Genomic DNA, 24047 nt, shown 5'->3' with positions numbered 1-24047 from the left:
TTGTAGCGCAACCGTCACGGATAAAGTGCGGGGTTGCAACTTGGCACCGCTGGTTGCATATGAGGGTTATGAACCTTCCTGAATCGACCGACACGGTCTTGGACGGCTTTCACCCCGCCGTCAGCACCTTGTCGGCACACTGTTGCCGGGCAGTAAGGTGCCGGCGGTGAGTGGCGCGGGATCAGTAGGCGGTGCAGGAGAAGTTGATCAGGCAGTGAAATCTGTATTGACCGCACTGGCCTCATCGCGGCTTAGGTATCTACACATCTTTTTATGGGTTGAATTCTTTGGTTGTCGCGGGGGCGCTGGGTATGTATCCGTAATTTGGGTAACGGATATGTACTCATATCTACCTAAAAACCCCGTAAAAAAGCTTAGCGCAACACAAAAAATTGCGTAGATACCTAAGCCGCGATGAGGCCCGCACGGCCACCACGAATTATTGAGACCTGGGCTGCTCGGTCAACACCACCGAAGCCTGCACCTCGGCATCCGGCTCATCCAGCTCGGCTGTGCGCTTAGGCAACCACACCGGTTGTGGATAAGTTTGCGCGAAGTGCACCTCATCACAGTTATCCACACGCTTTTTCAACCGCTGGTTGAACGCGCGGCTCACCGCATATTGCCCACCCGATACCGTGCGCAATTGCGCGGTCAGCACCACGCCGTTGAGGTCCATTTTGTCGACGCCAAACACCTCCAGCGGCCCTTGCAGGTTGTACTTGAGGAACACGTCGTCGCGAATCGACTGCCCGGCCTCGCGGATCAGCTCCAAGGCCTTGTCCACGTCGGTGTCATAGGTGAACTGTACCGAGAAGAACGCATAGGCAAACTGCCGTGACTGGTTGGTGACCGCCTTGATCTGCCCGAACGGCACCGAGTGCACAAAACCCTTGCCGTCGCGCAGACGCAGGGTGCGGATGGTCAGGCCTTCGACCGTACCAGCGTGGCCGGAGTCGAGCACCACCCAGTCGCCGATGGACAGCGTGTCTTCGATGATGATGAACAGACCGGTGATCACGTCTTGCACCAGTTGCTGGGAACCGAAACCGATGGCCAGGCCGACCACGCCGGCACCGGCCAGCAGCGGCGCAACGTTGATGCCCAGATTGGCCATGGTGGTGATCGCGCAGATCACCACCAGGACGATTTTCACCGCATTACGCAACAGCGGCAGGATGGTTTTGACCCGCGTACTCGGCTGGCGGCTGGAGCGTTTATTCACCGGTGGTTTCAACGCTTCCTGGATCGCCGTGTCGAGCACGACCCAGAACAGCCAGGTCACCAGCAGGATCAGGCCGATGCTGCTGAGGGAATCGCTGATCGCTCGGCCGACCGAGTTGCGCTGGGCGAACTCGAACAGCGAAATACCCCAAATGCGCCCGAGGATTTCGATAAAGGCGATGGCCATGGCGATGCGCAAAATCGCGTGTAACAGGCTGAGGAAACGTTCCTTGTAGGCACTGCTGCGCTGAATCGCCACCTGGCTGCGGGATTTGAACAGGTGCTGCAACACCGTGCTGAGAAACACCGTGCCGATCAGCAAGAGGGTGGTGAACAACGCGCAGCGCAGGGCCTTCTGGTTATCGTCGCCAGCGCCGATCAAGTTGATGCCAGAGACCAGCACCATCAATAGAATCGGCCAATACCACAGCCCGGAAAACACCCGCAGCGATTGCTGCATCTCTGGGTGTTTGAGGCGCTGGGCCAGTGGCCGATTGCGAATCAAATGCGCCACCGGACGGCGTAGGCGCACCGCCAACACACCGAAAATCAGCGCCGCGAATAGGCCGGTGAATACCGCGATGCTGCTGGTGATATTGCCACCCAGTTGCCGAGCGATTTGCGGGCTGGTCAGCGCGTCGCTGAGGGCGGCGAGGAACCCGATCAGGAACAGCGGCTTGGGGCAATAATCACGAATGATCCGTACCGCGGGGCGTTTGTGACCGACGTTGAACATGACGTTGACGCACAACAACATTGACGTGGAAAAAATGCCGCTGCTGGTCGCGTAGGCGAAACACAGCGCCAGCGCGCGCCCCACCGACGTGGGCAAGAAGTGGCTGACGTAGAGGGTCAGCGGCAGGCAGATAATAGCCGCCATCGTATAGGGCACCACATACCCAAGTACCGCTCGCAGGCGCTCGCGCTGTTCGACGAAATGCCGCCGAGACAAGCGTTGCACCATAAATCGCCCCAGCAGCGTCAACACCGCAAAGGTGCCACCCCACACCCCGGACAGCAACAGGAAGTCACCGGCCGCGCTCCATGGCGAACGTTCGGCGGTCTGGCCGACCAACCGCCCTACTTCGTCCGCCGCACGATCGGCGCGTAAACGCCAGGCGTCGATGAGATGTTGATTGCGGTCGAGTTTATCTTGAACGTCGTCGATGCTGGAGCTGATAGCGCCGAGCAAGCCGCCCTCTACCAACAACTCCGGCTTAGCGGGCGTTTGCGGTGCGGGCGCGGGCGCGGGCGCCGCCGCGTGCAGTGCACCGCTACCACAAAACAGCAGCGCCCCGAGCAGTAATGCAGCCTTTAGATTCAGCAAAACACCGCGCTCCTTCAGCAGGGTCTGTAAGGAACTGACGGGTTTTCATCCTGATCGTTCCCTGGCGTTGTCCGCACAAGCCAACCTCCGACACTGCACGCCTGATTGAAGCCTCAGATTGACCATTGCGGCGATTAACGGGGGGATCGCGGGATGCCGGGGCCGGTGTATGTCGAGAGCTCTAAGCGCATGGTTACGGGGCACTGATTCAGCAACACCATTAATCTAATGTCCGGGCTTGCCTGCTCGCACATTTCTTTACCGTGTACCGTCTGTAGGACCGTGGAAACTTTCCGGCAAAAACGGCAGTCATCCCAAAACGGAGGTCACTTGACCCCTACATCCACGGGAGCAACCATGGCGGCGATTTACATCGGCATTTCCGGCTGGCGCGAGGGCGTCTACCCCGACAGGCTGACCCCGAAAAGCGAATTTCAATTTGCGCCGGGCAGGTTGGCGGAGCCTGGGGGGCTGCCATGACTCATCCGGAATTGATCCCCGCCACGCCCACCACAGCCATCACCCGCTTCACGGTGCTGACGGTGAATATTCACAAGGGCTTCACCGCGTTGAATCGACGCTTCATCCTGCCCGAGTTGCGTGAAGCGGTGCGCAGCGTGGGTGCCGACATGGTGTTCCTGCAGGAAATTCACGGCACCCACGAACGCCATCCACAGCGCTACAGCGATTGGCCTAAAATGCCGCAGTATGAATTCCTCGCCGACAGCATCTGGCCGCAGTTCGCCTATGGGCGTAACGCGATTTACCCGCATGGCGACCACGGTAATGCGCTGCTGTCGAAATTCCAGATCGTGCGCTATGACAACCTCGACATCTCGCAAAGCGGCCATGAAAGCCGTGGCCTATTGCACTGTGTGTTGCGCCTGCCAAACACCGGGCAGGAGGTGCATGCCATTTGCATGCACCTGGGTTTGCGCGAGGTGCATCGCCAGCAGCAATTGTGTTTGCTCCAACAGCGCATCAGCGAAATCCCCGCTGACGCACCGCTGGTGGTCGCCGGTGATTTCAACGACTGGCGCCAGAAGGCCGACCTGAGCCAAAGCGGCCTCAAGGAAGTCTTCGTCGAAGCCAATGGCAAGCCCGCGCGCACGTTCCCGGCGCGTTTACCGTTGCTGCCGCTGGATCGCATTTATGTGCGCAACCTGAAGGTTCATAACCCCCGAGTGCTCACCACCCGGCCTTGGTCCCACCTGTCGGACCACGTGCCGCTGTCAGTGGAGATCGAGCTATGAACGTCGCGGTAGAGCACATCGCCACCGATCAGCCGCCGGATGAGTCCAAGGCGCGTGATCTCGATTATGGCTGGCAAGGCGGCAACCAGATCGAGCTGCTGGAGAACGGCGAGGCGTACTTTCCGAAGGTGTTTGACGCGATGCGCGAGGCGCAGCGGGAGATTCTGCTGGAGACGTTTATTCTTTTTGAAGACAAGGTCGGTCATGAACTCAAAGGCATTCTGATCGAGGCGGCGCAGCGCGGCGTGAAGGTGGTGGCCAGCCTGGATGGGTTCGGCTGCGGCGAGCTGAGCCCTGCCTTTCTCGGCGAGTTGGCGCAGGCGGGCGTGTTGGTGCAGATGTTCGACCCGGCGCCGAAAATGTTGGGGGTTCGCACCAATTGGTTTCGTCGTCTGCATCGCAAGATTGTAGTAGTGGACGCGACGGTGGCGTTTATTGGCGGGATCAATTTTTCGGCTGATCACTTGGCTGATTTCGGTCCCGAAGCCAAGCAGGATTACGCCGTACAAATCATCGGCCCAGCAGTGTCAGACCTTCACCACTTTGCCCTCGCACAAAGCGGTCGCCAGGTTCGCTCCCGGCGCGGCTGGCGACGGCGCCAGCAACGTCCGGCGCTGTGGACGAATGCTGACGGCGAAGGCCTCGTGCGCCTGATTTATCGCGACAACGTGCAGCACCGCGACGACATCGAAGAGGCGTATGTCCACGCCCTGAGCAAGGCGCAAAAACGCGTGGTGATTGCCAACGCCTACTTCTTCCCCGGCTACCGCTTGCTGCGCGAGATCCGCAATGCCGCGCGCCGTGGCGTGCACGTGCAACTGATCATGCAGGGCCAGCCGGATGTGCTGTTGGCCAAGCTGGCGGCGCGCATGCTCTACGACTATCTGCTCAAGGATGGCGTGGTGATTCACGAGTATTGCCAGCGACCGCTGCACGGTAAAGTCGCGTTGGTGGATGACGAGTGGAGCACCGTGGGCTCGAGCAACTTGGACCCCTTGAGCCTGTCACTGAACCTGGAGGCCAACGTGCTGATTCGCGACCGTGCGTTCAATCAGCAACTGTACGAGCGCCTCGAAATACTCGCGAAAAACCATTGTCAGACCATGCCGGAAAACCGCAAGCCACGCCTGTGGTTATGGCGGTTGACCGTGGGGTTTCTGGTGTTTCATGTGATGCGCCATTTCCCCGCATTGACGGGCTGGCTACCGGCGCACAAACCGCGTTTGAAACCCTTTCAGAGCCAGGCCCATGACCGCTAAGGCCGGCGGCTCGCGCCTCACGCGCTGGAAGAAACCGCTGACGATCGCCTTCTTTCTGATACTGATCGTGCTGTTCACCTTGCTCGCCCGGCGCATCGACTGGAGCGAAGTGCTGGGCACGCTGGGTGACTTCAAACTACGTACGCTGTTGATCGCTGGCGCGCTGACCTTGTGCAGCTTTCTGGTCTACGCCAGCTTCGATCTGATCGGCCGCACTTACATTCGCCAATCTCTGTCGTGGAAGCAGATCCTGCCGGTGGGGATTATCAGCTATGCGTTTAACCTCAACCTGAGCGCTTGGGTCGGTGGGATCGCCATGCGTTATCGACTGTATTCGCGGCTCGGGGTGAGCACCGGCAATATCGCCAAGATTCTTGGCCTGAGCCTGGCCACCAATTGGTTTGGCTACATGGCACTGGCCGGCGTGGTGTTCACCAGCGGGTGGGTGACCATGCCGCCGGGCTGGAAAGTCAGCACGTTTGCCTTGCAGGGCATTGGGGTGCTGCTGGTGTTGGTCAGCCTGGGTTATCTCGGGGCGTGCCGGTTTTCAAAAAAGCGCGCGTGGTCGATCAAGGGCATCGAGATCAACCTGCCTTCTTTGCGCATGGCCTGTTTGCAGTTGGCGTTGGGCGCGTTGAATTGGTCATTGATGGCGGCAGTGATCTTTACCTTGTTACCGGCCAAGTTGGACTATCCACTGGTGTTGGGGGTGTTGCTGATCAGCGCGATTGCCGGTGTGGTCACTCATATCCCGGCGGGGCTCGGGGTGCTGGAAGCTGTGTTTATCGGACTGCTGCAGCATGAGGCGTCGCGGGGCAGTTTGCTCGCGGGGTTGATTGCCTACCGGGCGATCTACTTTATTTTGCCGCTGTTGATTGCGCTGGTGATGTACCTCGGGGTTGAGGCTAAGGCCAAGGCGTTGCGGGTCAGGAAGACACCTGCTTGATAGAGTGTTGACAGGACCGCCCTCTCAGCGAGCGAGCCCCCACATTTTGCCCCTATTTCAAGGATGTACCCGGTCGAAGGTGGGAGCGAGCTTGCTCACGAAGGGGCCCTGGAGAGCACTGCATCATCAGCGGGATTGGATAATGCTCAACCGTTCGCTCACGACCATCTCGGTAATCCAGTCCACCAGGATCGAGGTGCAGGCTTGCTGGGACACCGGGGTGCGGTTGGCTTCGACTTCGTGCTGTGGTGCGCCCTCTCGTGTGGACTGAGCAACCACGATTTTCTTGCGTTGAGTTGGGGTCATGCGTCCCCGCCTATGTGTGCAGAGAAGGTTGCAGGGATCAAGCCAAAGCGCGGCGTAAAGGAGGGTTGTTAAATCAACCGGTTACTGGAAAAGTAGTGGCAGTAAGCCTGCTTGACTCTGCACGATGCGGCTTTAAACGCGCGGCGTTTTGCACGACTCACCCGGCCCTAGCCCCAGCACCCGCTAAAATGTTGGAGCTCTTCCACCTATCACGAGGCATCACGCATGGCCAAGCAAGCGCTCATCTTGATCGACATCCAGAACGACTACTTCCCACAAGGCAAGTGGCCGCTCGAAGGCGTAGAAGCAGCGGCAGACAAGGCCGCGCAGGTGTTGCAGGCCTTTCGTCAGGCGGGCTATGCAGTCATTCATGTGCGCCATGAGTTCACCTCTGAAGACGCGCCGTTTTTCACGCCGGGTTCCGAGGGCGCGCACTTGCATGCCAAGGTGCTGAATGAGGCGAATGAACCCGTGGTGCTTAAACACTTCGTGAACGCGTTTCGCGGCACTGATCTGCGCGCGTTGCTGGAACAACGCGCCATTACCGAAGTGGTGGTCGTCGGTAGCATGAGCCATATGTGCATCGACGCGGTGGTGCGTGCGGCTGCGGACCTGGGCTACAAGGTCACCGTGCTGCATGATGCGTGTGCAACGCGAGACCTGGAGTTCAATGGGCAGGTGATTCCCGCGGCGCAGGTGCATGGGGCCTATATGGCGTCGCTGGCCTTTGGCTATGCGGGCGTGGTGTCGACGGATGAGTATTTGAAAGCGCAAGCGGCGGTATAACCGCCACTTGTTTACCGCATGTCAGCGGATCGCGATGATGAACAATCGAGGAAATGGCAGCAACACAGTGCCATCGGCCAGCGCTGGGTAAGCCTGGGTAATCCGACCCTCGTATTCGTGTAGGAAGGCGGCTTTTTCGCTATCGCTCAACGGTGCGAGAAAGGGCCGCAACGCTGAAGCCTTGAACCATTCCACTACGGCCGCGTGGTCCGCCAGCGGGTGTAGGTAGGTGGTGCGCCAGACGTCAACGGTGCCGCAGTGTTTACTCAGCAACTCGTAGTAGTAGCTCGCGGTATGCCGCTCATTGTGTTTGACCGAACCGATCTTCGCCACCCACGGCTCCTCGGCTGCGACTTCGCGGGCCAGGCGGTGCGCCGGTTCATCAAGGTTGTCCGGGGTTTGCACCGCTAGCGTGCCACCGGGCGTCAGTTGGTTGACCAGGTGCGGATAGAGTGTGGCGTGGTTCGGCAGCCATTGCAGGGAAGCGTTGGCCAGAATCACGTCGAATTTTTGTGCCGGACTCCAGGCGCCGATATCCGCCAATTCGAAGTTCAGCGCCGGCAAGCGTTTGCGCGCATCGACAAGCATATCGTCGGAGCTGTCCAGGCCGGTGACGTGTGCCTGCGGAAAACGCTCGGCCAGCACCTCGGTGGAATTGCCAGGGCCGCAGCCCAGGTCGACGGCGGCACGCACATCCGTAGTGGGGATGGCCGCGACCAAGTCACGGACGGGACGGGTGCGCTGCTGTTCAAACATCGTGTACTGCTTGGCTGACCAGGTCATGCGGGAGTTCCTCTCTAAGCGTTGATTTAAAAGGCACCCAGCTCAGGCAGTTAAAACATCAACGTATCGTAGGGTGCTTTGTAGAGCAGGTAGTCGCGATCAAACACAATCTTGATATCTGTAGGTTTAAAGGCTCCGAGCTGTGGCTGCTGATGAACGTTGCCGTCACGGTCCGTCCACCGATAATTGACGACACCCTCCGGCGAAACCTTCAACTGGACCTCTACTTGATCTCCCAGCGCCTGCCTTTGCGCAACATCAAATGCCGCGACAGGCACTTTCAAACGCAGATTGGTAATGCCTTCGTCGTGATAGACCGTATTAAAGAAACCCACGAATGACGCCAGGTTATTCGGTTGCTCTATCTCGAACAACGCACTTAGCAGTTGGGTATCAGTGAACAGCCGGTCGAGACGGAAATCTATGTCGCGCCGGGATCCGGAAGTGTTAAAGAAATGCAGGGAGAGCGCCGGCCTACCGTAATTATTCTCTACGACGCCCATACTCAAGCCATCGCCCATGGCCAAGGAGAGGTTTGTGGCGATCAATTGGCGTAATTTTTCCCGGTCCGCTGGCGGGTTCGTCCTATCAATATCGACCATGGACTGAAAGCTGGTGTCAGGTAACAGGCTAATCCAACCGTCAGCTGCCGCCATGCGCAGCACGATTTTCGAGGCGCGTGGCTGCTCATCAAGTGTTTGGAGAAAGGCCGCTAACGATTGACTGAAGGGGTCGATCTTTGCCAGATATTGCACCACTTCCATTGCACGGTCCGGGTCCTGAGAGGACGTGAGTTGCTGCAACGCATAGCGGTGAGCAAGCACTCCATTGCTGGTATCAAGGCCCTCGTTCTGAAACATTCTAAACGCCTGAAACCTAAGTGGCTGCGGCTGACTAGGGTCCTCGATGATATCGGCTGCCACAGGCATCAAGCCTTCGTCACGGTCCATAACGTTAAGAATGGAGAGCTTACGATTGATGTCAAACTCAGCACTCTTAAACAGTGCTCTCAAGCGCTGGCTGACCGAATCGTTACGAGCCCCGAATCCCCAGCCTCCGCGGGAAACCGAAAGCAGATTGAGCGCATCGAGAAAGTCAGAGGCTTGCGAATCAATCGACTCGATTATCGACAACAACCTGTCTTGATCGCCCTTTCTGAAGTCCAGCCGCACGCTCGATCCGCGCGAGGCCTTTTGACGGGCCAGCTGAATCATGTAGGAATCAAGCAATGCCCGGGTTCGATAGGCATCCAGCGTTCTGCTCGCAATTGAGGACTCGTTCTCCAATGAAAGCCAGGACTCAACCTGATGTTTCATTTGCGACTCAAAGGTTGTCTGCAAATTGTTACTGACGAAGTAGGTCAGCGTAGACCCGCCCACCACCACGACCGAAATGATAAAGACGAGCGCTTGGGTAGCCCTAGTGATGGGGGCGTTAGCTTGCTTTAGAATTTCTTTACTCAGCTCATATTTTAGATTGGCCAGTTGAGTTGCCTGATCCTTTTCAAGCTGCCTGACTTTTTCGACGGCTTCCTCAATTCGTTCTTCGGCATCCTGAGCCTGGTCTCGAAAGGACTCCAAGGCCTGCGATAAAGCGTGCGGTACATCCGTTTCAACACCCACTTTCAACTCCTGTTCCATCCTGTTATCCATTACGTGGTACTGCAGAGGCCCAGGCCATTTCTACAGGCAAAAATAAAGCCCCTGACGCCATACGTCAGGGGCTTTATTTTCACATTCGGCAAACGCTGGGACTGCCGGGTTAGAACGGAATATCATCATCAAAGCTGTCGAAATCCGGAGCCGGCTGAGGAGCAGCCTGCTGTGGCGGCGGCGCCTGACGCGATTGCTGCGGTGCCGACTGCTGCGGACGCGGAGCCTGCTGGCGTGGGGCCGGAGCGGACTGCTGGTAGTTATTGCCCCCGCCTTGTTGATCGCCCTGCTGTGGACGACCGCCCAACAGTTGCATGGTGCCTTGCATGTCTACCACGATTTCAGTGGTGTAACGCTTGATGCCGTCTTTTTCCCACTCGCGGGTTTGCAGTTTGCCTTCGATGTAGACCTGCGAACCTTTTCGCAGGTACTCACCGGCGATCTCTGCAACCTTGCCGAACATCGACACACGGTGCCATTCGGTCTTTTCGACCTTCTGGCCGGTCTGCTTGTCGGTCCACTGTTCGCTGGTCGCCAGACTCAGGTTGGTCACGGCGTTACCGTTAGGCAAGTAGCGAACTTCGGGATCCTGGCCGCATGTACCGACCAATATGACTTTGTTAACCCCACGGGCCATAACGTTCTCCTAAGCTGGGCGCGCTGTCGGCACTGGGTTGACCAGTTGCTCAAGCGTCGCGCGATCCAATAATTCGGTGTCCAATTTGATGTAAATGGCCGCCTCTTCAGCGACCACAACTGCATCTGTTACCCCTACGACGGCCTTCAGGCGCTCTACCAGACCGCTCTCACGGATCGCCTCGGGCGATAGCGGCAAACGCAGACTTGTGACGTAGGGAGGTTCGCGCATGGTAACAGCAAAGGCCAGCCAAAGTGCAGCCAGCCCGGCGCATCCGAGGAACACAACTGACAAACCGCCATGCTGGAACACCCAGCCACCCATTATGCCGCCCAGCGCAGAGCCCAGGAACTGGCTGGTGGAATACACCCCCATCGCCGTGCCCTTGCCACCGGCCGGTGAAACTTTACTGATCAGCGAAGGTAATGAGGCCTCCAGCAGGTTGAACGCGGTGAAGAACACCACCGTGCCGATTACCAGCGCCCGCAGGCTGTCGCCGAACTGCCAGAAGAATAGCTCAGTGAGCATCAATGTCGCGACGGCGCCCAGGAGAACTCGTTTCATTTTGCGTTTCTTCTCGCCGTAGATAATGAACGGGATCATGGCGAAGAACGAGATCAGCAGCGCGGTAAGGTAGACCCACCAATGCTGCTCCTTGGGCAGCCCGGCTTTTTGCACCAGGGCCAGTGGCAGCGCGACGAAGCTGCACATCAGCATTGCGTGCAACACGAAGATACCCAAATCCAGGCGCAGCAGGTCCGGGTGCTTGAGTGTCGGCAACAATGCCTTGCGCGCCACGCCGGACTCGCGGTGCTGCAAGGTGCCGGTGGAGCGCGGCACCATGAAGGCCACGATCACAATCCCGAACAATGCCATACCGCCGGTGGCGAGAAACAGCCCGTGCAAACCGAATGCGCGCGTCAGCAATGGGCCAACTACCATGGCCACGGCAAACGACAGGCCGATGGTCATGCCGATCATAGCCATGGCTTTGGTGCGGTGTTGTTCGCGGGTCAGGTCCGAGAGCAGCGCCATGACAGCGGCGGAAATCGCACCGGCGCCCTGCAGGATACGCCCGGCGATAACACCCCAGATCGAATCCGACTGCGCCGCGAGCACGCTGCCGAAGGCAAACACGATAAGCCCCAGGTAAATAACCGGACGACGGCCGATACGGTCGGAAATGATCCCGAACGGAATCTGAAACAGGGCCTGGGTCAGGCCATAGGCGCCAATCGCCAAGCCTATCAGGGCGGGGGTCGCGCCTGCGAGATCCATTCCATAGGTCGCCAGCACCGGCAACACCATAAACATGCCAAGCATACGGAAGGCGAACACCAGGGCCAGACCACTTGCCGCTCGGGTCTCGCCGCTACTCATGCGTTCGCTGTGGGGATCGTGCATGGAAAAACCTCGTGTGAACCGGCGGCGATTCTACCAGTCCCATCGATTGAGAGGGTATATGCGGCGCTTTGCCACGCAGCTTTCATGTAAGGCTGCACCCGGCAATGTGACAGTGTATATTCATCCAGTCTTTAGCCGTATACTCCTGCATTATTTACGCCCGCCGTGCGAGGCCATCTTGGACAAGATCCTGATTCGTGGGGCTAGAACCCACAACCTGAAGAACATCGACCTGACCCTGCCCCGGGACAAACTGATCGTCATCACCGGTTTGTCGGGGTCCGGCAAATCGTCCCTGGCTTTCGACACGTTGTATGCCGAAGGCCAGCGTCGCTATGTGGAATCGCTGTCGGCCTATGCCCGGCAATTCCTGTCGATGATGGAAAAGCCTGACGTCGACACCATTGAAGGTCTGTCGCCGGCCATCTCCATCGAGCAGAAGTCGACCTCCCATAACCCACGCTCTACCGTGGGCACCATTACTGAAATCTACGACTACCTGCGTCTGCTGTATGCACGTGTGGGTATTCCGCGCTGCCCGGACCACGATATTCCCCTGGAAGCCCAGACCGTCAGCCAGATGGTCGACCTGGTGCTTGCCCAGCCGGAGGGCGCCAAGCTGATGCTGCTGGCACCCGTGATTCGCGAGCGCAAGGGTGAACATCTTTCGGTCTTCGAAGAGCTGCGTGCGCAAGGCTTTGTTCGCGCGCGCATCAACGGCAAGCTCTACGAACTGGACGAAGCGCCGAAGCTCGACAAGCAGAAAAAGCACTCCATTGACGTGGTGGTCGACCGCTTCAAAGTACGCGCCGACTTGCAGCAACGCCTGGCCGAATCGTTTGAGACTGCGCTGAAGCTGGCGGACGGTATTGCACTGGTTGCACCGATGGATGACGAGCCGGGCGAAGAGATCATTTTTTCCGCGCGCTTTGCCTGCCCGATCTGTGGCCATGCCATCAGCGAGCTGGAGCCCAAGCTGTTTTCCTTCAACAACCCAGCCGGCGCCTGCCCGACCTGTGATGGCCTTGGGGTAAAGCAGTTCTTTGACATCAAGCGCCTGGTCAATGGCGACCTGACACTCGCGGAGGGTGCGATACGCGGCTGGGACAGGCGTAACGTCTACTACTTCCAGATGCTGGGCTCATTGGCGTCCCACTACACATTCAGTCTGGAAGTGCCGTTCAACCAGCTACCGGCGGATCAGCAAAAGGTCATCCTGCACGGCAGCGGCTCGCAGAACGTCGACTTCAAATACCTGAACGACCGTGGCGATATCGTCAAGCGCTCGCACCCGTTCGAAGGCATCGTGCCGAACCTGGAACGCCGCTACCGCGAGACTGAGTCGGCAAGTGTGCGCGAAGAGCTGGCCAAGTTCCTCAGCACTCAGCCATGCCCGGACTGCCGCGGCACTCGCCTACGTCGTGAGGCGAGGCATGTGTGGGTGGGCGAGAAGACGTTGCCAGCGGTGACCAACCTGCCGATCGGCGATGCCTGTGAGTATTTTGCCGGGCTCAAGCTGACAGGACGCCGCGGGGAGATTGCCGACAAGATCCTAAAGGAAATCCGTGAGCGCCTGCAGTTCCTGGTTAACGTCGGCCTGGATTACCTGTCGCTGGATCGTAGCGCGGATACCTTATCTGGCGGTGAAGCCCAGCGGATTCGCTTGGCCAGCCAGATTGGTGCCGGCCTCGTGGGCGTGTTGTACATTCTCGATGAACCGTCGATTGGCCTGCACCAGCGGGATAATGATCGCCTTCTGGGAACGCTGAAGCATCTGCGGGACATCGGCAACACGGTGATCGTGGTCGAGCACGATGAAGACGCGATTCGCTTGGCCGACTACGTGGTCGACATCGGCCCGGGCGCCGGTGTGCACGGTGGGCATATCGTTGCCGAGGGCACGCCTGCCGAAGTTATGGCTCACCCGGACTCGTTGACCGGCAAGTACCTGTCCGGCCGCGTGAAGATTGAAGTGCCGGCCAAGCGTACGCCACGCAACAAGAAGATGGCGTTGCACCTCAAGGGCGCACGCGGCAACAACTTGCGCAATGTCGACCTGGAAATTCCCCTGGGCCTGCTGACCTGTGTCACCGGTGTTTCCGGTTCGGGCAAGTCAACGTTGATCAACAACACGCTGTTCCCACTGAGTGCTACCGCCTTGAACGGCGCGACCACTCTGGAAGCGGCCGCACATGACAGCATCAAGGGCCTGGAGCATCTGGACAAAGTCGTCGACATCGACCAAAGCCCGATCGGCCGTACACCGCGCTCCAACCCCGCGACCTATACCGGCTTGTTCACGCCGATTCGTGAGCTGTTCGCTGGCGTTCCGGAATCCCGCTCGAGGGGCTATGGGCCTGGGCGGTTCTCGTTCAACGTCAAGGGTGGTCGCTGCGAAGCCTGCCAGGGCGATGGCCTGATCAAGGTGGAGATGCACTTTCTGCCGGATATCTACGTGCCGTGCGATGTGTGCAAAAGCAAGCGTTATAACCGCGAAACCTTGGAGATCAAGTACAAGGGCAAGAGCATCCACGAGACTCTGGAGATGACCATCGAGGAAGCGCGGGTGTTCTTCGACGCAGTTCCAGCGCTGGCGCGCAAGCTGCAGACGTTGATGGATGTGGGCCTGTCGTACATCAAGCTGGGGCAGTCGGCGACTACGTTGTCCGGTGGCGAGGCGCAACGGGTGAAGCTGTCACGCGAGCTGTCCAAACGCGATACCGGCAAGACCCTGTATATCCTTGATGAGCCGACTACGGGTCTGCACTTCGCGGATATCCAGCAATTGCTGGACGTGCTGCATCGCTTGCGCGATCACGGCAACACGGTGGTGGTGATCGAGCACAACCTGGATGTGATCAAGACTGCCGACTGGCTGGTGGACCTGGGGCCGGAAGGTGGCTCCAAAGGCGGCCAGATCATTGCGGTGGGTACGCCGGAGCAGGTCTCGGAGATGCCGCAGTCACATACCGGTTACTACTTGAAGCCGTTATTGGCGCGCGACAAAGCCTGATTTATCGGGCGCATGAAAAAGCCCCTGTCACGTTGCGGTGACAGGGGCTTTTATGTAACCGGGAATCAGAACTGCGATTGCAGGTAATTTTCCAGGCCAACCAGCTTGATCAGGCCCAACTGCTTTTCCAGCCAGTAGGTGTGATCTTCTTCGGTATCATTCAACTGCACCCGCAGAATCTCGCGGGTGACATAGTCGTTGTGCTGCTCGCAGAGTTCGATGCCCTTGCAGAGCGCGGCACGCACCTTGTACTCGAGGCGAAGGTCAGCGGCGAGCATGTCAGGCACCGTGGTGCCCACATCCAGGTCGTCTGGGCGCATACGCGGCGTGCCTTCGAGCATCAGGATGCGGCGCATCAATGCGTCGGCGTGCTGCGCCTCTTCTTCCATTTCGTGGTTGATACGCTCGTAGAGCTCGGTAAAGCCCCAGTCTTCGTACATGCGCGAGTGGATAAAATATTGGTCACGAGCTGCCAGTTCGCCCGTCAGCAACGTGTTGAGGTAATCGATTACGTCGGGGTGACCTTGCATCGCCCTACATCTCCCTGCTTTAAAGTCTGTAGTTTGAACCATGATGACCTGGAGGTCACGGGATCAACGGCAGAAAAGTGAAGATTTCCGGTGAAAAATAGCTGAAATAACGCAAAAACCGCCCAAATGAGGGCGGTTCTGCTTATCGTTTAGAGTCAGTTAATTGTTACGCCCAATCCTCTTGCGATGCGTTGGCCGTAATCAGCATCAGCTTTGACAAAGTGTTGCAGCTGCCGCTGAACCACATCGCTAGTCACTCCAGTCATCGCACCGACAATATTGTTGATCAGCAGGGTTTTCTGACCATCGTCCATCAGGCGAAAAAGCGCGCCGGCGTGGCTGTAGTAATCGGTGTCTTCACGCTGATCGTAACGATCCGCCGCACCATTCAGCGCCAGAGGCGGCTCAGCGTACTGAGGCGCCTGTTGTGGGGTACCAACGACGCTGTTTGGTTCATAGTTAGGAGACGCGCCACCGAAACCAAGGGACATTGCACCGTCACGCTGATTGTTGCTAACCGGACTCAACGGGGCATTGACCGGCAACTGCTGGTGGTTGGTTCCGACACGATAGCGGTGAGCGTCGGCATAAGCAAAAACACGGCCTTGCAGCATGCGGTCTGGCGACAGGCCGACGCCCGGAACCATATTGCTTGGGCCAAAGCATGCCTGCTCGACTTCAGCAAAGTAATTCAGCGGATTACGGTTCAACTCCAGTTCGCCAACCTCAATCAACGGAAACTCCTGCTGTGACCAGGTTTTAGTCACGTCAAACGGGTTTTCGTAGTGAGCAACGGCCTGAGCCTCGGTCATGACCTGAATGTTGACGCTCCACTTGGGAAAGTCTCGGCGCTCAATAGCGCTGAACAGGTCACGTTGAGCGTAATCAGGATCAGTGCCGGCAATGCGGGTCGCCTCCTCAGGCGTCAGGTTTTTTATACCTTGCTTGGTTTTGTAGTGCCACTTCACCCAGTGACGTTCACCCTTGGCGTTGATCAGGCTATAGGTATGACTGCCGAAACCGTGCATATGGCGGTAGCCATCTGGAGTGCCACGATCTGAGAACAGAATGGTGATCTGGTGCAGCGCCTCGGGAGACAGTGACCAGAAATCCCATACCATCTGTGCACTTTTCAGATTGGTTTGCGGCAAACGCTTCTGGGTATGAATAAAGTCAGGGAACTTCAGCGGGTCGCGGATGAAGAACACCGGGGTGTTGTTGCCAACGATGTCCCAGTTGCCCTCTTCGGTGTAGAACTTCAAAGCGAAACCACGCGGATCGCGAGCTGTATCCGCTGAACCACGTTCGCCGCCTACCGTAGAGAAACGCAGGAAGGTTGGCGTTTTTTTTCCGACGGATTCGAACAGCTTTGCGCGGGTGTACTGGGTAATATCTCGGGTCACGGTGAACGTACCGTGTGCACCCGAACCTTTCGCATGCACACGGCGTTCCGGGATGTTTTCACGGTTGAAGTGCGCAAGCTTCTCGATCAGATGAAAGTCATCCAAGAGCAAGGGGCCGCGCGGGCCGGCGGTACGAGAGTTCTGGTTATCCGCAACGGGTGCACCGCTGGCGGTAGTAAGAATTTTACTCATGCTCAATCTTCCTCAGGTCAGTCTAGGAACTGCCGACTCATCGGCTTGGAGGGAGTATTGACCATCAAGATGACACCATCAAATGCATTAAATCATGGACTCTGATAGAAAATAACTAACGACGCACCCCAGCAAGTAGCTATTAGTTTAATAAGAGCATCGGCAGCGACGTAAGGAATATAGACAGCTTTTCAGTCGCCCACAAAAAACCGGGCACTAGGCCCGGTTCTTCGTTGCAGACTGTCGTCTTACTCGGCGCTTACAGCTTCGCCGGCAGTAGCACGATCAACCAACTCGACGTACGCCATAGGCGCGTTGTCGCCAGTGCGGAAACCGCACTTGAGGATGCGCAGGTAGCCACCCTCACGGGTAGCGTAACGCTTGCCCAGGTCGTTGAAGAGCTTACCAACGATAGCTTTCGAACGAGTACGGTCGAAAGCCAGACGGCGGTTAGCCAGGCTGTCTGTCTTGGCCAAAGTGATCAGCGGCTCAGCAACGCGACGCAGTTCTTTAGCTTTCGGCAGTGTAGTTTTGATCAGCTCGTGCTCGAACAGCGACACCGCCATGTTTTGAAACATGGCCTTGCGGTGCGAGCTGGTACGGCTCAGGTGACGACCACTTTTACGATGACGCATGGTTCATTCCTTACCAAACTCACGTTCGGTGATTACGACGATCAGGCAGTCGCCTTGTCGTCCTTCTTAAGACTTGCAGGCGGCCAGTTGTCGAGGCGCATGCCGAGGGACAGACCGCGGGAGGCCAGAACGTCCTTGATTTCAGTCAAGGATTTCTTGCCCAGGTTCGGAGTCTTCAACAGTTCTACTTCGGTACGCTGAATCAGGTCGCCGATGTAGTAAATGTTTTCCGCCTTAAGGCAGTTAGCCGAACGTACAGTCAGTTCCAGATCGTCAACCGGGCGAAGCAGGATCGGATCGATCTCGTCTTCCTGCTCGATTACCACTGGTTCGCTGTCACCTTTGAGGTCGACGAACGCAGCCAACTGCTGTTGCAGAATGGTTGCAGCGCGGCGGATTGCCTCTTCAGGATCCAGAGTACCGTTGGTTTCCAGATCAATAACCAGCTTGTCCAGGTTAGTACGCTGCTCGACACGGGCGTTTTCAACCACGTATGCGATACGGCGAACCGGGCTGAACGAAGAGTCAAGCTGCAAGCGACCAATGCTGCGGCTTTCGTCTTCATCGCTCTGACGCGAGTCGGCCGGTTCATAACCACGACCACGAGCTACGGTGAGCTTCATGTTCAGGGCGCCGTTAGACGCCAGGTTAGCGATTACGTGATCGGGGTTAACGATCTCGACATCATGATCCAGCTGAATATCGGCAGCGGTAACCACCCCCGAACCCTTCTTCGACAAGGTCAGCGTAACTTCGTCACGGCCGTGCAGCTTGATAGCCAGACCTTTAAGGTTCAACAGGATTTCAATTACGTCTTCCTGTACACCTTCGATGGCGCTGTACTCGTGGAGCACACCGTCAATCTCGGCCTCGACTACTGCACAGCCGGGCATTGAGGACAACAGGATGCGGCGCAGCGCGTTGCCCAGGGTGTGGCCAAAACCACGCTCGAGAGGCTCGAGAGTGATCTTGGCGCGGGTTGGACTGACAACCTGCACATCAATGTGGCGGGGTGTCAGGAACTCATTTACCGAAATCTGCATGGATGCACCTATTTTCTAGCCCTTACTTGGAGTAGAGCTCGACAATCAGGCTTTCGTTGATGTCGGCGGACAGATCACTGCGAGCAGGAACGTTCTTGAAAACGCCCGACTTCTTCTCAGTGTCTACTTCTACCCATTCTACGCGGCCACGTTGGGCACACAGATCGAGAGCTTGGACAATGCGAAGTTGGTTTTTTGCTTTCTCGCGAATCGCGACTACGTCACCAGCACGAACCTGGTAAGACGGAACGTTAACGGTTTGGCCGTTTACGCTGACGGATTTGTGCGATACCAGCTGACGGGATTCGGCACGAGTCGAACCAAAGCCCATACGGTATACAACGTTGTCCAGACGGCATTCGAGCAGTTGCAGCAGGTTTTCACCGGTTGCACCTTTTTTGCCAGCAGCTTCTTTGTAGTAGCCGCTGAACTGACGCTCGAGAACGCCATAGATACGACGGACCTTCTGCTTTTCACGCAGTTGGGTGCCGTAATCGGACTGGCGACCGCGGCGTTGGCCGTGGATACCAGGTGCTGCTTCAATGTTGCACTTCGATTCGATCGCGCGCACGCCGCTCTTCAGGAAGAGATCGGTGCCTTCGCGACGAGCGAGTTTGCATTTTGGACCAATGTAACGAGCCATTCTTTACAATCTCCTGGATTACACGCGGCGCTTCTTCGGCGGACGGCACCCGTTGTGCGGGATTGGCGTCACGTCGGTGATGCTGGCGATCTTATAGCCACAGCCGTTCAAAGCACGGACAGCAGACTCACGACCTGGACCTGGACCTTTGACGTTAACGTCGAGGTTTTTCAGGCCATATTCCAGCGCAGCTTGGCCAGCACGTTCAGCAGCTACTTGAGCAGCAAACGGGGTGGACTTGCGGGAACCGCGGAAACCCGAACCACCGGAGGTAGCCCAAGAAAGCGCGTTACCTTGACGGTCGGTGATGGTCACGATTGTGTTGTTAAAAGATGCATGGATGTGGGCGATGCCATCAACCACTGTCTTTTTAACTTTTTTACGAGGACGAGCAGCAGGTTTTGCCATGATTAATTTCCTGTCGATTCGCGTGGGCGATTACTTGCGGATCGGCTTACGCGGACCTTTACGGGTACGCGCGTTAGTCTTGGTACGCTGACCGCGTACTGGAAGACCACGACGATGACGCAGACCACGGTAGCAACCGAGGTCCATCAAACGCTTGATTTTCATGTTGATTTCGCGACGCAGGTCACCTTCAGTGGTGAACTTCGCCACTTCGCCACGCAACAGCTCAATCTGCTCGTCGCTCAGATCTTTGATCTTAGCGGCTGGGTTTACCCCAGTGTCTGCGCAAATTTTCTGCGCAGTAGTGCGACCAACACCATAGATGTAGGTCAGCGAGATAACAGTGTGCTTGTTATCTGGAATGTTAACGCCTGCAATACGGGCCATTCAGTGGGACTCCAATTGACAGCTACCTACGCCCCGGAAGCCAAGAAATAGGGCGCGAGATAATATCGCTGTAATAACAAATAATCAACCCGGCAGCGCACTAGCTGCCGGGCTTCAAGCGGATCACACTCAGCCTTGGCGCTGTTTGTGACGCGGTTCCGCGCTGCAAATTACTCGAACAACACCTTCGCGGCGAATAATCTTGCAGTTACGGCACAGCTTTTTCACCGATGCACGAACTTTCATCACCAACTCCTCGAACCTTATGGGGTACTCAGCGCAACATGCCGCTGCCGTAGCCCTTCAGGTTGGCTTTCTTCATCAGGGATTCGTACTGGTGCGAAACGAGGTGCGATTGTACTTGGGACATGAAGTCCATCACAACCACGACCACGATCAGCAACGAGGTCCCGCCAAGGTAGAACGGAACGTTTGCTGCAACCACCAAGAACTGGGGCAACAAGCACACGGCCGTCATATATAGAGCACCGAACAGGGTCAAACGAGTCAGAACGCCATCAATGTAGCGCGCAGACTGCTCACCTGGACGGATACCCGGAATAAAGGCACCGGACTTCTTCAGGTTTTCCGCTACGTCTTTCGGATTGAACATCAACGCCGTATAGAAGAAGCAGAAGAAAATAATCCCTGCACTAAACAGCAGAATATTCAACGGCTGACCAGGAGCGATCGACTGAGAGAGGTCCTGCAGCCAGCCCATATTTTCAGACTGACCAAACCAGGTACCCAACGAAGCCGGAAACAGCAAAATGCTGCTCGCGAAAATTGCCGGAATAACACCGGCCATATTCACTTTCAGCGGCAAGTGGCTGGTCTGCGCAGCAAAGACCTTACGGCCCTGCTGACGCTTGGCGTAGTGAACAGCAATACGTCGCTGACCACGCTCAATGAACACCACAAAACCGATAATCGCTACTGCCAGCAAACCGATAGCAACCAAGGCGAAAATATTGATATCACCCTGACGCGCAGACTCGAAAGACTGCCCAATTGCTCGCGGAAGACCGGCGACGATACCTGCGAAAATCAACATCGAGATACCGTTACCAACACCACGCTCAGTAATCTGCTCACCCAGCCACATCATGAACATCGCACCAGCCACAAAAGTGGATACCGCGACGAAATAGAAGCCAAAGTCAGCAGTGAACGCAATCCCCTGCCCCGCCAAGCCGACGGACATGCCGATAGCTTGAACCAGGGCGAGGACGACAGTGCCGTAGCGGGTGTACTGGCTAATCTTGCGACGGCCAGCCTCACCTTCCTTCTTCAACTGCTCCAGCTGCGGGCTGACGGCGGTCATCAGTTGCATGATGATCGATGCCGAAATGTACGGCATGATCCCCAGTGCAAAGATGCTCATCCGTTCCAGCGCGCCGCCAGAAAACATGTTGAACAAGCTAAGAATGGTCCCCTCATTCTGTCGAAACAGGTCTGCGAGTCGGTCCGGGTTGATACCTGGAACCGGGATGTGTGCGCCTATTCGGTAGACGATAATCGCCAGGAACAGAAAACGCAGACGAGCCCAAAGTTCAGACATACCGCCTTTGCCGAGCGCTGAGAGAGCACCTTGCTTAGCCATTTATTCCTCGAACTTGCCGCCAGCTGCTTCGATAGCCGAACGCGCACCTTTGGTGGCGCCGATTCCCTTGCCGATAGTGACAGCGCGAGTCACTTCACCGGACAGCATGATTTTCACACGCTGTACGTTGACGTTGATCACGTTGGCATCTTTCAGGGTCTGCACAGTAACGATGTCGCCTTCCACTTTAGCCAGCTCGGACAGACGCACTTCTGCGCGGTCCATGGCTTTCAGGGATACGAAACCGAACTTAGGCAGGCGACGATGCAGCGGCTGTTGACCGCCTTCAAAGCCTGGAGCGATGGTGCCACCGGAGCGGGAGGTTTGACCTTTGTGGCCACGGCCACCAGTCTTACCCAAACCGCTACCGATACCACGGCCCGGACGATGCTTTTCGCGACGGGAACCCGGCGCTGGACTCAGATCATTGAGTTTCATCGATTAACCCTCTACACGCAGCATGTAGTAAGCCTTGTTGATCATCCCGCGATTCTCGGGAGTATCCTGGACTTCTACAGTGTGACCGATGCGACGCAGACCCAAACCTTTAACGCACAGTTTGTGGTTAGGGATGCGGCCGGTCATGCTTTTGATCAGCGTTACTTTAACGGTAGCCATGATCAGAAGATCTCCTTGACAGTCAGACCACGCTTCGCAGCGATGGACTCAGGAGATTGCATAGCTTTCAAACCTTTGAAAGTGGCGTGAACCACGTTTACCGGGTTAGTCGAGCCGTAGCACTTGGCCAGAACGTTCTGAACGCCAGCAACTTCGAGGACAGCACGCATAGCGCCGCCAGCGATGATACCGGTACCTTCAGAAGCAGGCTGCATGTACACCTTCGAAGCGCCATGGGCGGACTTCATTGCGTACTGCAGCGTGGTGCCGTTCAGATCAACTTGGATCATGTTGCGACGAGCAGCTTCCATTGCCTTCTGGATCGCAGCAGGCACTTCACGTGACTTGCCACGGCCGAAGCCAACGCGCCCTTTACCATCACCCACCACGGTCAACGCGGTGAAAGTGAAGATACGGCCGCCTTTAACGGTTTTGGCTACGCGGTTAACTTGAACCAGCTTCTCAATGTAGCCTTCGTCGCGCTTTTGGTCGTTATTTGACATAACTTAGAACTCCAGCCCAGCTTCACGAGCAGCATCAGCCAGCGCTTTCACGCGACCGTGGTACTTGAAGCCAGAGCGGTCGAAAGCCACTTGCGAGACGCCCACGGCCTTAGCACGTGTAGCGACCAGCTGGCCAACCTTTGTGGCCGCGTCGATGTTGCCGGTGGCACCATCACGCAGTTCTTTATCCAAAGTCGAGGCGCTTGCCAGGACTTTGTTGCCGTCGGCCGAGATGACCTGGGCGTAGATGTGCTGCGACGAGCGGTACACGCAGAGACGCACGACTTCGAGTTCGTGCATTTTCAGGCGTGCTTTGCGAGCGCGACGCAGTCGAGTAACTTTTTTGTCGGTCATTTGCTATGCCCTACTTCTTCTTGGCTTCTTTACGACGGACGACTTCGTCCGCGTAGCGCACACCTTTGCCTTTGTACGGCTCTGGTGGACGGAAGTCGCGGATCTCAGCGGCCACCTGACCTACCAGCTGCTTATCAATACCCTTGATCAGGATATCGGTTTGGCTAGGGGTCTCAGCGGTGATGCCTTCCGGCAGTTCGTAATCCACTGGGTGCGAGAAGCCAAGGGCAAGGTTCAAAACCGTGCCTTTTGCTTGCGCTTTGTAACCAACACCGACCAGCTGGAGCTTGCGCTCGAAGCCTTGGCTTACGCCTTGGACCATGTTGTTTACCAACGCACGCGTGGTACCGGCCATTGCGCGAGTTTGTTGATCGCCATTGCGAGCAGCGAAACGCAGCTCACCAGCTTCTTCAACGATCTCAACGGACGAATGGATGTTCAGTTCAAGAGTGCCCTTGGCACCCTTCACCGAAAGCTGTTGGCCTGCGAATTTTACTTCGACACCGGCTGGCAGCTTAACGGGGTTCTTAGCGACGCGAGACATGCTTATCCCCCCTTAGAACACAGTGCAAAGAACTTCGCCGCCGACACCGGCAGCGCGCGCAGCACGATCCGTCATCACACCTTTGTTGGTGGAGACGATAGACACGCCCAGACCGCCACGAACTTTCGGCAGATCTTCGGCGGACTTGTACTGACGCAGGCCTGGACGGCTAACGCGCTTCACTTCCTCGATGACCGAACGGCCTTCGAAGTACTTCAGCTCGATGGACAGCAGTGGCTTGGTTTCGCTGCTGATCTGATAACCCGCAATGTAGCCTTCGTCTTTCAGGACTTTGGCAACAGCTACCTTCAACTTGGAAGATGGCATGCTTACGACGGACTTTTCAGCCATCTGGGCATTACGGATACGAGTTAGCATGTCCGCTAACGGGTCCTGCATACTCATGGGCTAGACGCTCCTAATACAAAAAAATTAGCCTTGCGGCTATATATGTCGCCGAGAATCTCCGAGCATAAAAAACACGGGCTCAGGCGAGCCGCGTATTTTAGACATACTCCGGAAATGAAACAAGCCCCAAAAGGGGCTTGTTCCAGATTCAAGGTCACCGGCGGTCAGTATCTTGCGATTCTGCCC

25 protein-coding genes and 1 pseudogene are annotated in these 24047 nt (G+C 56.9%); 5 read left to right on the top strand and 21 right to left on the bottom strand.

The window, feature by feature from the left end; genetic code table 11:
* Positions 1-439: 439 nt before the first annotated feature.
* The gene (locus FW764_RS16370) at positions 440-2551 is read right to left on the bottom strand and encodes a mechanosensitive ion channel family protein (RefSeq protein ID WP_446434770.1); all 2112 of its coding nucleotides are present in this window, start codon (positions 2549-2551) and stop codon (positions 440-442) included.
* A gap of 476 nt (positions 2552-3027) precedes the next feature.
* Between FW764_RS16370 and FW764_RS16365 the strand changes: the two genes are divergently transcribed.
* From FW764_RS16365 to FW764_RS16355, 3 genes are read left to right on the top strand one after another with little or no spacing between them, the layout of a single operon-like run.
* Entirely contained in the window at positions 3028-3804 is a 777-nt protein-coding gene (locus tag FW764_RS16365; protein ID WP_446434769.1) for an endonuclease/exonuclease/phosphatase family protein, read from the top strand.
* Entirely contained in the window at positions 3801-5063 is a 1263-nt protein-coding gene (gene clsB, locus FW764_RS16360; RefSeq protein WP_446434768.1) for a cardiolipin synthase ClsB, read from the top strand. The genes FW764_RS16365 and clsB overlap by 4 nt, the downstream gene beginning before the upstream one ends.
* Positions 5053-6009, top strand: coding sequence for a lysylphosphatidylglycerol synthase domain-containing protein (locus FW764_RS16355; protein WP_446434767.1), 957 nt, complete (start codon positions 5053-5055; stop codon positions 6007-6009). Before clsB ends, FW764_RS16355 begins: the two co-directional genes overlap by 11 nt.
* Positions 6010-6135: 126 nt before the next feature.
* On the opposite strand, the pseudogene FW764_RS16350 reads toward FW764_RS16355, so the two are convergent.
* A pseudogene (locus tag FW764_RS16350) lies at positions 6136-6219 on the bottom strand (alpha/beta hydrolase); the annotation flags it as partial.
* A 321-nt stretch (positions 6220-6540) separates the two neighbouring features.
* On the opposite strand from FW764_RS16350, the gene FW764_RS16345 reads away from it, so the two are divergent.
* The gene (locus FW764_RS16345) at positions 6541-7101 is read left to right on the top strand and encodes a cysteine hydrolase family protein (RefSeq protein ID WP_446434766.1); all 561 of its coding nucleotides are present in this window, start codon (positions 6541-6543) and stop codon (positions 7099-7101) included.
* Between the two features lie 21 nt (positions 7102-7122).
* On the opposite strand, the gene tam is transcribed toward FW764_RS16345, so the two are convergent.
* From tam to FW764_RS16325, 4 genes are all read right to left on the bottom strand, one after another.
* Entirely contained in the window at positions 7123-7884 is a 762-nt protein-coding gene (gene tam, locus FW764_RS16340; protein WP_446434765.1) for a trans-aconitate 2-methyltransferase, read from the bottom strand.
* Positions 7885-7934: 50 nt separating this feature from the next.
* Positions 7935-9524, bottom strand: a complete 1590-nt coding sequence (locus FW764_RS16335; protein ID WP_446434764.1) for a hypothetical protein — start codon at positions 9522-9524, stop codon at positions 7935-7937.
* A gap of 121 nt (positions 9525-9645) precedes the next feature.
* The gene (locus tag FW764_RS16330; protein ID WP_010467282.1) at positions 9646-10173 is read right to left on the bottom strand and encodes a single-stranded DNA-binding protein; all 528 of its coding nucleotides are present in this window, start codon (positions 10171-10173) and stop codon (positions 9646-9648) included.
* A 9-nt stretch (positions 10174-10182) separates the two neighbouring features.
* Entirely contained in the window at positions 10183-11577 is a 1395-nt protein-coding gene (locus FW764_RS16325) for an MFS transporter (protein ID WP_446434763.1), read from the bottom strand.
* A 178-nt stretch (positions 11578-11755) separates the two neighbouring features.
* Between FW764_RS16325 and uvrA the strand changes: the two genes are divergently transcribed.
* Positions 11756-14590, top strand: coding sequence for an excinuclease ABC subunit UvrA (gene uvrA / locus FW764_RS16320; protein WP_446434762.1), 2835 nt, complete (start codon positions 11756-11758; stop codon positions 14588-14590).
* Between the two features lie 65 nt (positions 14591-14655).
* Here uvrA and bfr read toward each other — a convergent pair whose 3' ends face one another.
* The 15 genes from bfr to rpsH all read right to left on the bottom strand — a co-directional run bounded on the left by bfr (position 14656) and on the right by rpsH (position 23858).
* Positions 14656-15120, bottom strand: coding sequence for a bacterioferritin (gene bfr / locus FW764_RS16315; RefSeq protein WP_015886133.1), 465 nt, complete (start codon positions 15118-15120; stop codon positions 14656-14658).
* Positions 15121-15275: 155 nt separating this feature from the next.
* Positions 15276-16721, bottom strand: a complete 1446-nt coding sequence (locus FW764_RS16310) for a catalase (RefSeq protein ID WP_446434761.1) — start codon at positions 16719-16721, stop codon at positions 15276-15278.
* 242 nt (positions 16722-16963) lie between these two features.
* Positions 16964-17350, bottom strand: coding sequence for a 50S ribosomal protein L17 (gene rplQ, locus FW764_RS16305; RefSeq protein WP_007918448.1), 387 nt, complete (start codon positions 17348-17350; stop codon positions 16964-16966).
* Positions 17351-17391: 41 nt separating this feature from the next.
* On the bottom strand, positions 17392-18393 hold the full coding sequence (locus tag FW764_RS16300; RefSeq protein ID WP_003176403.1) for a DNA-directed RNA polymerase subunit alpha: 1002 nt from the start codon (positions 18391-18393) through the stop codon (positions 17392-17394).
* A gap of 22 nt (positions 18394-18415) precedes the next feature.
* Entirely contained in the window at positions 18416-19036 is a 621-nt protein-coding gene (rpsD, locus tag FW764_RS16295; RefSeq protein ID WP_003210056.1) for a 30S ribosomal protein S4, read from the bottom strand.
* Between the two features lie 18 nt (positions 19037-19054).
* Positions 19055-19444 carry a 30S ribosomal protein S11 gene (rpsK, locus tag FW764_RS16290; RefSeq protein WP_002555466.1) on the bottom strand — a complete coding sequence of 130 codons (390 nt, stop codon included), beginning with the start codon at positions 19442-19444 and terminating at the stop codon, positions 19055-19057.
* A gap of 30 nt (positions 19445-19474) precedes the next feature.
* Complete coding sequence (gene rpsM, locus FW764_RS16285) at positions 19475-19831, bottom strand: 30S ribosomal protein S13 (RefSeq protein WP_003210063.1); 357 nt, start codon at positions 19829-19831, stop codon at positions 19475-19477.
* 129 nt (positions 19832-19960) lie between these two features.
* Positions 19961-20077 carry a 50S ribosomal protein L36 gene (rpmJ, locus tag FW764_RS16280; RefSeq protein ID WP_002555468.1) on the bottom strand — a complete coding sequence of 39 codons (117 nt, stop codon included), beginning with the start codon at positions 20075-20077 and terminating at the stop codon, positions 19961-19963.
* Positions 20078-20105: 28 nt separating this feature from the next.
* On the bottom strand, positions 20106-21434 hold the full coding sequence (gene secY, locus FW764_RS16275; RefSeq protein ID WP_083356525.1) for a preprotein translocase subunit SecY: 1329 nt from the start codon (positions 21432-21434) through the stop codon (positions 20106-20108).
* Positions 21435-21872 carry a 50S ribosomal protein L15 gene (gene rplO / locus FW764_RS16270; protein WP_003176407.1) on the bottom strand — a complete coding sequence of 146 codons (438 nt, stop codon included), beginning with the start codon at positions 21870-21872 and terminating at the stop codon, positions 21435-21437.
* Positions 21873-21875: 3 nt separating this feature from the next.
* On the bottom strand, positions 21876-22052 hold the full coding sequence (gene rpmD / locus FW764_RS16265) for a 50S ribosomal protein L30 (RefSeq protein ID WP_003176408.1): 177 nt from the start codon (positions 22050-22052) through the stop codon (positions 21876-21878).
* Between the two features lie 2 nt (positions 22053-22054).
* The gene (rpsE, locus tag FW764_RS16260; RefSeq protein ID WP_003176409.1) at positions 22055-22555 is read right to left on the bottom strand and encodes a 30S ribosomal protein S5; all 501 of its coding nucleotides are present in this window, start codon (positions 22553-22555) and stop codon (positions 22055-22057) included.
* 3 nt (positions 22556-22558) lie between these two features.
* Positions 22559-22909, bottom strand: a complete 351-nt coding sequence (gene rplR, locus FW764_RS16255) for a 50S ribosomal protein L18 (RefSeq protein WP_017135964.1) — start codon at positions 22907-22909, stop codon at positions 22559-22561.
* Positions 22910-22919: 10 nt separating this feature from the next.
* Positions 22920-23453, bottom strand: coding sequence for a 50S ribosomal protein L6 (gene rplF, locus FW764_RS16250; RefSeq protein ID WP_003176412.1), 534 nt, complete (start codon positions 23451-23453; stop codon positions 22920-22922).
* A gap of 12 nt (positions 23454-23465) precedes the next feature.
* Positions 23466-23858, bottom strand: coding sequence for a 30S ribosomal protein S8 (gene rpsH / locus FW764_RS16245; RefSeq protein WP_010566853.1), 393 nt, complete (start codon positions 23856-23858; stop codon positions 23466-23468).
* Between the last annotated feature and the right edge of the window lie 189 nt (positions 23859-24047).

The sequence above is a fragment of the Pseudomonas sp. 1152_12 genome (assembly GCF_052850675.1).
Note: the sequence above shows the minus strand (reverse complement) of the source record. Positions and strands in the feature narration are given on the sequence as shown.